This window comes from Halomonas litopenaei (genome assembly GCF_017303055.1).
In the GTDB taxonomy this organism is placed as follows: Bacteria; Pseudomonadota; Gammaproteobacteria; order Pseudomonadales; family Halomonadaceae; genus Halomonas; species Halomonas litopenaei_A.
Window position 1 is genome coordinate 384279 of sequence record NZ_JAEKJT010000006.1, and the last position, 11803, is coordinate 396081.

The window sequence follows — 11803 nt, forward strand, 5'->3', positions numbered from 1 at the left end:
CTTCAATCGAGAACACATGAAAAATGATAAATATATGATAATAAAGGGATAAAAAAATTGGCACGGTTCTTGACATGGATTAGGCATTCCACACCACGACGCGCTGGAGCCCATCATGAGCCTTCTAACCGACACCATCCGCCATCTCGATATCCGCACGGCTCACACTGGAGTTGATGACTTTGCCTGCCCCACACCGGAGGCCCTTGCCACTACTACTCTCTTCGGGCTGCCATTGGTGAACGCTACTCGCGCTCAGGTGGTGTCTCGCATCATCGCGCTCGCCACCCAACCGAGTCGCGCCATCGTCAACTTCGTCAACGCCCACTGTGTCAACGTCGCCCGAGCCGACGCCCAGTACCGCGCTCACCTGCAGCAGTCCGACCTGTTGCTCCCCGATGGGGCGGGTATACGCATAGCTTCCCGGCTGACAGGTGCCTCCCTCGGCGATAATCTCAATGGCACGGACCTCTTCCCGCTGCTGTGCGAACAGGCTGCAAAACACGGGCTTCCCATCTACCTCCTGGGAGGCCGTCCCGGAACCGCCCGCCGCGCTGCCGAGGAAATGCAGCGGCGCCATCCCGGGTTGATCATCGCAGGCACCCAGCACGGGTACTTCGGCGCCTCAGAGACCTCGCGGGTCCTAGACCAGATCAACTCAGCCCGACCCGCCTTGCTGTTCGTCGGCTTCGGTGTGCCTCTTCAAGAGCAGTGGATCGCCAAGCATCGCGCGACCCTCGCTGTTCCCGTGGCGCTTGGCGTCGGTGGTCTGTTCGACTACTTTGCGGGCAACGTCTCTCGCGCTCCCGCCCTGTTTCGCCGCCTGGGCTGCGAGTGGACCTGGCGGCTGGCGCAAGAGCCGCGACGACTCGCAAGGCGCTACCTCCTCGGCAACGTCGCCTTCATAGCCCACGCCATCAGCCAAGGACTCGCGGCGCACCGTCCTACCCACGTCGTCCATGCTGCCGGCAAGCGCGTGCTGGACATCGCTATCTCCGGCAGCGCCCTGCTACTGCTCTCGCCCCTATTGGCCCTGATCGCTATGGCTATCCGTGGCGAAGATGGTGGCCCGGCGCTGTTTACGCAACAGCGCATCGGCGCCCAAGGCAAACCGTTCACGATGCTAAAATTCCGGTCCATGGTGCTGGACGCCGAGGCCCGCCGTGCTGAGTTACTGACCAGGAGCGAGCGAGATGGCGTATGTTTCAAGATGAAACGCGACCCACGTATCACGCGAATCGGCGCATGGCTGCGCAAGACGTCGCTGGATGAACTGCCGCAACTGGTCAACGTACTGCGCGGCGACATGTCTCTCGTCGGGCCCCGCCCCGCACTGCCCGACGAGGTAGTGACGTATGCTGGCAGTAGCTGGCAGCGTCTGGCGGGCAAGCCGGGCATCACTTGCACGTGGCAGGTATCGGGACGCGCCGACATCCCCTTCGAACGCCAAGTGACCATGGACATCGAGTACCTGGGCCGAAAATCTCTCTTTCACGATCTGGCGCTGATGCTGCGCACGATTCCGGCGGTATTGACGAGTCGCGGCGCCTACTGACGCTTACGTCGACAGGGACTGAAACAGTTCGCGGGCGCTGGTGACAGCGTCCGTGCTCTGCTGCTGGAGGGTCTTCAACAAGTCGTCGGTCCGCTCATCCTCAGCATGGCGAAGCGCATTGACCGTTGCCATCAAAGGGAAAGCGCCGAAATTTCCAGCGACCCCCTTGAGGCTATGGGCCGCGCGCTGAAGCGGCTCTCGCTCGCCACGACGATGAGCCGACACCACCTCCGCCACGAGGCGCTCAATATCGTCGACCGCCGCCTGAAGTAACATCTGCCGCCGCGCCGGGGAAAGTGACGCGAAGATCGCCCGAAAATGTTCCTCGTCCACGGCCGGGGCTGAGGATGGCATGGCTTCGACGCCAGGCGGCGATAGGCTGGTCACTGAGGAGCCAGTGACAGCCGGGGAGTGTTCTTCGGCTCGCCTGCGCTCGCCGTCCAGCAACTCCAGCAGAATCGCGGCCAGCTGCTGGCGATTCACCGGCTTGGCCAGGGCCGCGGAAAATCCCTGGCGCGTTAGTTCGCCAAGCTCTTCTCGATTGGTGTGTGCGGTGATCGCGACGACGGGCAAGGTGGCAACTGCCGGCTGCCGCCTCAGTTCGGCAACAGCCTCGAGACCCGACATCCGCGGCATCAGGATATCCATCAGCACGCCATCGAAGCGCTCGCTGAGCGCCTTGTCAACGGCCTCGCGGCCATCACACGCGATATCACTGTCGCAGCCAATCACCTCCAACATCTGGCACAGCACGACCCGGTTTGTCTCGATGTCATCCACTACCAGTAAGCGCGGTCTGTTCTCCTCATTGAACACCCTGTCAGGAAGTTGCTGCTCAGCCGCTGGCACACAGTAGTGGGCGTCAGATACCTCCTGGCGTAGAGGGAGACGCAGCGTGAACCCTGACACACCCTCAGCCTGGCAGGGCGTGATGTCTGCCTCGATAGCAGCAGCCCAGCGCTGGAGCAGCGCTCGGCGGCGATCCCTGCGTTCGCGTAGCATCTGCCCTGTAGCGGTGCTGACGATGTCGATGCAGAGGCAGTCGCCTTGGACCGTGACGCGCAGGCTGATTGGTGCCTCACCCTCACCGAGTCGCTCGATAAAAGCGTCCATCAGTTGGCGCAGGCGGGTCGGGTCGGTCGTCAGCACTTCCGGAACCGACCCATCAAGCTCCAGTCGCAGGCGCCGACCGATACGCTCATGACCGTAGCGCCAGAACTGGAGGAGCGTGTCGAAATAACGCCGCAGATCGACCGGCTGGGCCGATGCCACGGGCCCACCGTCATCCGCATGAGCCATGTCGACGATCTGCTCGATATGACGTTGCAGCTGATGAGCCGCCTCTCGGGCCATGCCAAGGCGCTCGGCCTGTGCCTCGTTCAACTCGCCCAACGACAGCAGGTCGATCATGCCTAAAAGCCCGTTGAGCGGCGTACGGATATCGTGACTCATGGCCGCCAGGAAGTCGGCCTTGGCGTAGAACGCCTCCTCCACGGCCTGCCGACTTGCCTGAAGCTCTTTGCTCAGGCGCACCAGCTGACGAACCCGACGGTCAGCAATCAGCGCCAAGGCGCGAGCCCGTCGATCCGATGCGCGCTGCTCGGTAATGTCCTGCACCGTGCCAAGCAGTGACTTGAAGCGCCCATGTTCATCATCTTCACGAATGATGTTCCAACGCATCCAGCGCGTCTCTCCATGGCGCAGGATGCGAAATTCATATCCATGCTCAATGCCAGGTTCGGCCGACCCATGAAATTCGGCTTCCTGACGTCTAACCCGGTCGCGATCCAGAGGATGAATATGGCTGATAAGCGTCTGCTCGTCGGGCTTGATCCCGGGAGCTAGCCCCAGCAGGTGGTGAAATTCTGGCGAGGTCGCGAGGCGACGGCCACGATCTCGGTGAAAGCTGGCAATGCGAGCCGTACGCTGTGCGCGCAGCAGGAACTGGCTGTCTCGATCCAAGCGACGCTGCAGCTCGCTTTCGCGCAGCATCAGCTGCTCGTTGGCCTGGAGAAGCTCGCGGCTGCGACGTTCGAGTATTGCCTCGGCCTCTTCCCGCGCCGCCTCAGAGCGCCGCAAACGGCGCTCAAGTCGTCTGATTGTCTCAGCGTCTGAAGGGCAACCGGTCATGCGCTAACCTCTCCACTCAAGCCGCGATTTGCCTCTTGAAGGCGCACCAGAAGCTGCTCGATGGAAGGCATCAACACCTGCACCAGAGGAGCGTCGAGCTCTTGCAGGCAGTGTTCAATGAACGCTACCCACTGCTGCAGCGCCACTTGTTGAGACGACTGCGACAGCTGAGCCAGCTCTGCGAGGGCTTGCTGCGACTGTTCTCTGTCTTCCTCGGCCAACGCTTGGCCCAGCGCGTCCAGACACCGGCTGAAGGCCGCCGCCGCATCAAACGTAAGCCTTACATCAGCAACGCCGTGATCCCCCGCCCAACACTCGAGCAACGGAGCCAGCAGATTCAGCAGGCGCTCGCGCTCGAGTGGCTTGCCCAGTACCCCGTCGACTGCCGGGAGAACACCAACCTCTCCTTCTTCACATCCGGCGCTATACCCCAACACCGGTACATGCGCGAAGGGATGTGGCAGTCGGCGCATCAGCCGAAGACAGGTGCCACCGTCAACGAGCGGCATGGCGCTATCCATCAACACCGCATCGAAGGTCGTCGCACACAACTTCTGAAGAGCCTCGAGACCATTGCTCGCCTCCTCAGTGGTTGCGCCGATGGCCCTCAAGCACCCTTCAGCCACCAGACGGTTGGTCTGAGTGTCATCCACCACCAGCACATGCGGGGATCGTCCCGCGACGCGTGGCAGCACCTCCGCACGTGACAGATCGGGTTGTGCGACCAGGGGCAGATCTGTCCTTTCCAGTGTTACGCGCAACCAGAAGCGACTGCCAACCCCTACCTGGCTCTCCACTCCCACCGTACCGCCCATGGCTTCAGCCAGCAGGCGGCAGATAGACAAGCCTAATCCAGTACCCCCAAAGCGACCCGAGATGGAACGATCGGCCTGCTGAAAGGGAGTAAACAGAGTCTCTTGAACCGAGGGAGCAATGCCTATCCCTGTGTCACTCACCTCAATCAGCAATCGGTCATCGGCCTCCTCCTTGAGCGACAGCCGGACTGAACCACTTGAGGTGAACTTGATCGCATTACTGAGAAAGTTCGAGACGATCTGCTGCAGCCTTGCGGGATCACCGATGACACCCAGAGCGCCGTGAACCTCACGCTCCAGCAACAGCTGCTTATCTTTGGCGCTGGCCTGGAACAGATCGGCTGTGGCGTGCAGCACCTCGGCCATATCGAACACCGTGCTATCGAGTTCGAATCGACCACTCGTCATCCTAGCGTGATCGAGCACATCGTTGAGTGAGACCATCAGGCTGCGCGAAGCAGCTTGCATGGCACGCAGCGACACTTCCCGGTCCTCATTGCCATCATCCGACAGCTGGGCGTCAATCATGCCGATGATGCCACTCAGAGGAGTACGGATCTCATGACTCATGGTGGCCAGCAGCATCATATTGGCCTCCGCCGCCCTGGCCGCTTCATCACGCGCATCGATCAGCCGACGAGTGGCCAGATTTTCGGCGGTACGATCATGGATAACCCCGAATAGAGCAAGGGCGCGCCCCTCGTCGTCAGCTTCGACGCTGCCCTTCACGTCGACCATACGCAGGGTGTTATCTGGTCGGCGCAGGGTAGCGCGAAAGGCAAACCCTTGGCGTCTCGCGATGGCATCTGCGATCAGCTGCTCGATATGAGGCCTGTCCTCGGCAATATAGGAATCGAGCGCCTCCTCCAGCTCGACCTGCTGATCTGGATCAAAACCGTGAATATGGTAGACCCCCGGAGACCAAGTAATCGCCTCGGACAAGAGGTCCAGTCGCCAATGACCCAATCCTGCCGCCTGCTCGGCATCGTGGAGCATACGCAAGCTGTCGTGAAGCTGCTCCTCGGCGAGGTGATGCTCACTGACATCCGTCATGGTGACCACGAAACCAGTGGAGACACCATCCTCTGCGGACAGGAATTCGATGTGCATGTCCAGCCAAAGCAACCGGCCATCACTGTGGCGTCGAGAGCGGTAATCGCTCACGGCCTTGAGGCTAAGCCTGGCCTCTTCCAGCAGTGCATCGCCGTCATGCTGGGAAACGGGCTCGCTACGCGGCAGGATTTCACTGAACTGCCGTCCGATAACGTCCGACTCGCAGACGCCGAATAGCCTCCACGCGCCCTCACTGCCACGACAGACCCGCCCTTTACCATCAAGCAGCAGCAGAGGCTGGTGTGTCACTCGACACAGCATATCGTCGGCTCTACCGGCTTCCCCGAAGTGCATGATCTTCTCCCCTACCGCAGTACGGCGATACTGCCACGAGCTACCAATCTCACATCCTGTGCACTAACAATCATGTTAACGGCATTTTGCGCACATGGCTGCACGGACATTAGTCATGTGCTCTCGTTTAGCCTACGTCAAAGAAAAGTGGTGCTGCCGCACTTCGGCACCTTCAGAGCAGCGCTGGCCAGGAACGCCACGGCGCTCCCTCTGCGAGCCCCCTTCCCAGCGACGACAGCGCGGAGCGAGAAGACAGCGACTGGCTCTACCTACCGAGAGCTTGACCTGGTTGATGGATCCATTCATAGCGTCGACGCATCCACTGCATGGGGGAACCCAAGCGATCCGATTGAACGCTGGCGCACATTAAGGAAAAATCACAAGTTGCTGATCTGAGTGGCGAGGCCAGAAGGACTTGAACGAGGACAAAGGCATTCATTATTCGCCTATCCATCAAGATGCCACGATGACTCCGTGTATAGCCAGCATCCCCAGCGGACGTAGCGTTTAGTTCCGCCAATTATGTATGGACAATCATTGAGCAAAGCTAACAATAGAGACACAGCGGTGGAGATGGTACACGTTGTATCGTTTCAGTCACTCTAAAAAAATCAAAAGTCAGGATACCGCACCCATAGGACTATGCCCTCTGGACGACTATCCAGCGAGCAAGCGTGAGTTGTGGGGGTCTCAATGACCAAGCCCAGCCAGACAGGCGAGATGACGACATCATGGAACCAGTAATTTACCTGTCAATCCTATAACCGATTCTGGGCTGATGCCTTCATCATAAAAATTGTATTCGTAGCTAAGCCCAAGCTGAACGGGGGCTCCCGCCACATGTATTAGCTTGTTCACTTGAACGCCAAGCGGAAGGCTAACAAACTTACCGCAATCCCAATCGTAGGTCACCGACATATCGGAAGTACCCACCGACCAGTTATCGACAAGTGAGACATTCACTATGGGCTGGACGACTGATAAATTTATCGAGTCACGAGAGGCATCACCATCTATATCTACCAAGTTCTGATTAAACAGACCCCATATGCCCCAGTGGGATTGGGCGACAAAACCGGCTGCAGGACCCAGTGCCCAACGGTCTGTCGTGAGTTCATCACTTCCGGTAGGCAGAAGAGCGACAGCTCCTACACCGAAGCGCCCCCAATGCCGATTGAACGTCGTTAAATTAAAAACGGTAGCGTCTAGAAGACCCGTCTCATTTTCAGGATTATCAGTGACATAGGGCAACGTCAGCCTAAAGATATTAGACGTATCGCCCAATGTGTATGGCTTGGCTATTCGAAACTGAACCTTATTTCCATCCACACCTCCTGCCCCATGGTAACGAGATGTATAAAAATTCTGTAAAAGATAGGCAGAAAGCGATGCGGTGGGATCACTAGCCGCTTGCGAGATATCTTGTTCGCCGGTTTGGGAGTATGCTTCGGACGAAATCAACAGACAGACCATTGTGATAACACTCGCAACCTTATACATACATATCCTCTCGCCAACATCGGTGGAAAACGAGAGGCATCCCTACAGACACCTCAACGCTTTAAAAAAGTGCTGTCAACTGATAGCCATCCCTTACTCTATGACTAGCTCACCTGCATGTTCGCCGATATATTCAACAGCAGACGCTCTTGAGTCTGGAAGGTAGAAGCGAAACAAGGCCGAAAAGGGAGTCGATGTCTCCAGGTTGTTCTTCGCGCCAGGACGATTGAAGTTAATCGTGTAGGTTCCGTCTTCATTCGGCTCAGCCTGGGTGTTGGATATCGCAGAGATGTCTTTCGCCAGCCAGCCCTCCTCATCGTATATCGTCACAGACCAGAAGCCACCACGTTCTTCCTGGATGTCTGGAGGAGTGAAAGTGGCTTTCGATGGCTGTATTTCTCCATCGATAATCTCGCTCTTGTTCGTGAAGGGCCAGTATGCTGCGTCAGGTAAACCTAACCCGCCCCATCCATAGGCGGTTCCATACAAGTGGTCTTGTGGGCGTGAGGTGTACGGCGTGCCATTAACGGACTTAGTATGAGTTAGCGCACCATCTTTTACATCTTGGATCAACGCTGCTCGTATTTCCTCAGTTTTTTCCAGAGGAAGAACAAACTCAGGCGACTCATATGCTTGCGCGGAGTTGGCTTCGATAGTAGCCAGTTTCTGTAAGCGCAAAGTTTCTTCTATCCCTCCTTCTTCATCACTCAGAATGGGAACGCGCATATTCAGATACACGTGCTCGCCATAAGTGACATCGTCTGGCGTGATCGTGATGCTATCTCCTGCATACGCCACTCCAGCGACATAATTTTGCATGTCGATCACTTGAATAATTTGGTAGTGACTCCCGTCCGGGACGCTAAACGTCGCGCCTTCACTGATATCCACTACAGCGCTGGCGTAGATACCGTCCTGGTTTTCACGAATCACTTGCTGGGTATCTACTCGACTAAGATCACTTTGATAGGCCCATTCGTTTATCGGTGCTTTTGCTAGGCTTCGCTTAAAGTTAAAGTCACTCTCTGAAATTTTATAAACATAGTCAGAAACACCAAAGTTCGACGGTGTCGTAACGTCAAATCCCTCGGCAATATCAGCCACGGCAGGAGAACTTAGCGCGAACACCGAGGATGACAACAGTATCAAGCAGCAATTCTTCATGTTCAGAAAACTCCCTTTCATATCTTCCCTAATCGTTTCTTTCTATTGAAGGCGGAACCCAGTCCCCATTTACAATAGCGTCCTTGGGCCAATAAGCGCGTATATACAATGAAAATTCCTTATCTGGAGAAGGCAGCCAATTTGCCTCACGCTGTGGTCCTGGGTTCTCGGACTGCACATAAATCGTCAGACTGCCGTCATCTCCCATCACCAGCGATTGGTTTTTTGTCCCTAGTGAATAACGATTCAGCTCATTTGGATAGAAAAAGTGTTGCTCATTATAGAGCGTCAACGACCAAAAACCGTCAACGGGAGGCAGTTCGTCGCCCTGAAACGTAACGGTATATTCATGGGTGCCATCAAGTCGCTCGCCGGAACTGTCGAAATCCGCCCCGAAGTACATCGTCTCACTCGGTACATTAGAGAACATGTTGCCTTTGGCGGTGGCAGTACGCTGGAAGTAGTCGTAACCAAAACGGGCCGCATTCAACTGGGTTCGCCATCCATTACCAGCGTCAACACCATTATTTCGAAATTCAAAAAGATGGCCGATGAGACTCGCCTCGGTCTCTTCAGCGGCCTGAGTCAACGCCAGCATTACGTCTTGGTCTCTTGCCGCAGCATCGAGCAATTGATTCACTGTTGCGTAGATAGCCTCTTCACCAGGTAGGGGTGGTGTCTCGGCCAGCACTTCTGGCAAGACCTCGAAAAACGATGTTGGGTCTACCCATTGTGTCTCTCCGTCACCGCCCTCATTCGGATTCGGGATCGTGGGAGACTCAGACCAGTCCGTCGTCTGCTGCTCACCGGTATATTGAGACAACGGATAGGCCATCACTTGATCAATCAGGGGCTGGATGGCTTGACGGTCTTCCTCAGTATCATCCATGAAGATACGAGGGAAGACAGCGCCTAGGTTGGTTTGTGACCGATAGACCGCGTTGATCCCCTCAGGTATCTCCCCATCCCACTCTGGCCCCACCAGCAGATAGTGCCCCGCCTCGGTGCCATACTGGAGACCCAACTCTGCAAACGAGTCAGATCGCTGGTCCACAACCTGATAGACCCAGAACCGGTCTCCAAAGTCCGGTACTTGCACGACCACGGCATCCTCATCGAGAGCAAGGAAGCCCGCTCCATACACCACATCCTGATTTGGCGAGGTGACAAAGCGTTGTTCCGGACGAAGGTAGTCGGACAGCATGCTCACCTGGTTCAAAGGGGCGACCGGTAACACGCCTCCTAAAAGTCCAGGATGAGGAGCCGTTGCGAACAACGCCTGCCGGTTGTGCATGTTGACAAGAGGCCAGGCCCATAGATAAGCGGTCCGCCCTATTGCTGCGGCGTACTCAGGGCTAAGCGGCGCTCCATTCACTGGTATTGGGACATCTGCAGAAGTTTGGGGCGCTGGTACTTGCCCCATTTCTTGAGCGGTGGCGGGTGAAATAGCCACCGTCATGAGAGTAGAACCGAGCAGTAGCTTCAACGTCCAAGACATTTTTCCCTTCTCTGCTTTAGCAAGACTAGTGGCACTCCGCACCTATAGGCACGAAAAGCTTATGAATAGCGATTGCTAAAACAGCGTAGTCGAGAGTTTTGATCTTGTCCTAGACCAACCAGTTCACGGAGAGGAATGTAAGAATAGGAACCAGACGATTCGAACTTTAATGCAACAATATCAGATGCTTAACTTGCAAGCGACACACAATATTACAGTTACTCTTCCATCCAAAACAGAGCGGTCATCTTAATTATGGTGAAGGCTACGACGCGGAAACATAAAGATCCTGCGCTACGATATACCGTCGAGCGTGCCCCATCATCACGTTGCGCCTGATGCAAAAATATTTGCTGGGAGAGCGCCTTGCTAAGCCAGCCAATATGGCGGATGGCCGATGTCCAACTATCAGAGGAGGACTTGACGATGGTGGCCATGAAAGCCCCAGGGGCTGAGGGGTCGGCGCTCTACTGAAACTGACTACTGGAACGGATCCCTAGGATGCTGGGACTTACGGGAGGGAAGTCGTAATACGCTGGTCTGAACGGTGGGCCCAGTAGGGCTTGAACCTACGACCGTGGCGTTATGAATTCGCTCTTAAATCAATAATATACTCAACATTCCACGAAATCTACCGCAACCTAATAAGGATTATAAAAATAGAAATATCAGAAGCTTGGCGAAAGTTAGTATCACCTTCCCGAACCAACCACTGTACCGTTAGTGTACCGATATCAGCCCATTTCCCAAGGGTTGGTCGTCTCGACGCTCAACGTCTCGAAATCCTTTACGTTGCGAGTCACCAACACCGCTCCATGCTGGATGCAGATAGCCGCCATTTGGGCATCGGCCATGTGAACCTGCCTTCCTGCACTCTCGCTGGCAGCGACCTGCTCTGCGTAGTGAATCGCAGCCCCGCTATCGAACGATAGAATGCGGCCAGAGAAATCTTCCTCGAACATTGCCGCCGCCATGGCTGCGAAACCACGTTTGCGTTTACCGTCGGGCAGGCGCTCGATGCCATAGAGAATTTCAGCGACTGTAATAGCGGAAATTGTCACGGAAATAGCATCCTGCCTGTCCAGCCAGTCGATAACCCGAGCGTTTGGCACAGGCCGCATCAGCTCGGATAGCACGTTGGTATCGAGAACAATCATGCGCCGAAGCCCGGATCACGTGGCTCAGACCTAGGCGGCACTTCCAGTTCGATGCCTCCCGCGTCTGCGAATCGCTCACGTATGCGAGTCCCCAGCCCCTTTGCCTGAGGCTGGTTTAAGGCACTACGTAGAATGATGCGGACCTCCTCTTCCATGGAATGGCCATGCCTTGCCGCCTGCATGCGAAGCTGAGCCTTCAACTGCTCATCCAAGTTGCGGATCGTGATCGAAGCCATGCCAGACTCTCCATATGATTACAATGCTATCAATGATAGCGTGAAGCGCACGAGTGCGCCTGTACGTGACGATAGGTATCATGCTGGCTCTAATAGAGGCTTCGAGGGCCAGGGCTCTTGACCCCTTGTGTGAGCCCGTAGGCCTTCACTGTCACCGTATAGTGCCGACTGCTGAAGACGAGGCCGCTGTCAGAGCGAAGAGCCAGCGGTTGATGAATCCGGCCCAGTGCGCCGAATCGATGTACCAGAGCCTCTTCCAGCGCGGCTTCAGCCGTCTTGCTGCTGCCGTTGTCCGACAATCGCCAACCAAGGATCTCTCGGGTGCAACAGTCGATGATCAC

At 56.3% G+C, this 11803-nt stretch carries 10 protein-coding genes; 1 reads left to right on the forward strand and 9 read right to left on the reverse strand.

Features of this window, described 5'->3' with window-relative positions:
* Positions 1 to 115 precede the first annotated feature (115 nt).
* Complete coding sequence (locus JF545_RS14280) at positions 116 to 1555, forward strand: WecB/TagA/CpsF family glycosyltransferase (protein WP_206943132.1); 1440 nt, start codon at positions 116 to 118, stop codon at positions 1553 to 1555.
* 3 nt (positions 1556 to 1558) lie between these two features.
* Here the strand turns inward: JF545_RS14280 and JF545_RS14285 are convergent, their stop codons facing one another.
* The 9 genes from JF545_RS14285 to JF545_RS14325 all read right to left on the reverse strand — a co-directional run.
* The gene (locus JF545_RS14285; RefSeq protein ID WP_206943134.1) at positions 1559 to 3634 is read right to left on the reverse strand and encodes a PAS domain-containing hybrid sensor histidine kinase/response regulator; all 2076 of its coding nucleotides are present in this window, start codon (positions 3632 to 3634) and stop codon (positions 1559 to 1561) included.
* Between the two features lie 47 nt (positions 3635 to 3681).
* Positions 3682 to 5907 carry a PAS domain-containing hybrid sensor histidine kinase/response regulator gene (locus tag JF545_RS14290; RefSeq protein ID WP_206943136.1) on the reverse strand — a complete coding sequence of 742 codons (2226 nt, stop codon included), beginning with the start codon at positions 5905 to 5907 and terminating at the stop codon, positions 3682 to 3684.
* Positions 5908 to 6636: 729 nt separating this feature from the next.
* Positions 6637 to 7407 (reverse strand): hypothetical protein, encoded by a 771-nt coding sequence (locus tag JF545_RS14295; protein WP_206943138.1) that lies wholly within the window; start codon positions 7405 to 7407, stop codon positions 6637 to 6639.
* 93 nt (positions 7408 to 7500) lie between these two features.
* Positions 7501 to 8571: a DUF1214 domain-containing protein gene (locus tag JF545_RS14300; protein WP_206943139.1), complete on the reverse strand. Its 1071-nt coding sequence runs from the start codon at positions 8569 to 8571 to the stop codon at positions 7501 to 7503.
* Positions 8572 to 8599: 28 nt separating this feature from the next.
* Positions 8600 to 10069, reverse strand: a complete 1470-nt coding sequence (locus JF545_RS14305; RefSeq protein WP_206943140.1) for a DUF1254 domain-containing protein — start codon at positions 10067 to 10069, stop codon at positions 8600 to 8602.
* Positions 10070 to 10287: 218 nt separating this feature from the next.
* Positions 10288 to 10506 carry a hypothetical protein gene (locus JF545_RS14310; protein WP_206943141.1) on the reverse strand — a complete coding sequence of 73 codons (219 nt, stop codon included), beginning with the start codon at positions 10504 to 10506 and terminating at the stop codon, positions 10288 to 10290.
* A gap of 297 nt (positions 10507 to 10803) precedes the next feature.
* A complete protein-coding gene (locus JF545_RS14315) occupies positions 10804 to 11226 on the reverse strand; it encodes a type II toxin-antitoxin system VapC family toxin (protein WP_206943142.1) in 423 nt (140 codons plus the stop codon).
* A complete protein-coding gene (locus JF545_RS14320; RefSeq protein WP_206943143.1) occupies positions 11223 to 11462 on the reverse strand; it encodes a FitA-like ribbon-helix-helix domain-containing protein in 240 nt (79 codons plus the stop codon). Before JF545_RS14320 ends, JF545_RS14315 begins: the two co-directional genes overlap by 4 nt.
* An 89-nt stretch (positions 11463 to 11551) precedes the next feature.
* Positions 11552 to 11803, reverse strand: a 252-nt coding sequence (locus tag JF545_RS14325) for a DDE-type integrase/transposase/recombinase (protein WP_206943144.1), incomplete at its 5' end; no start/stop codon positions are given.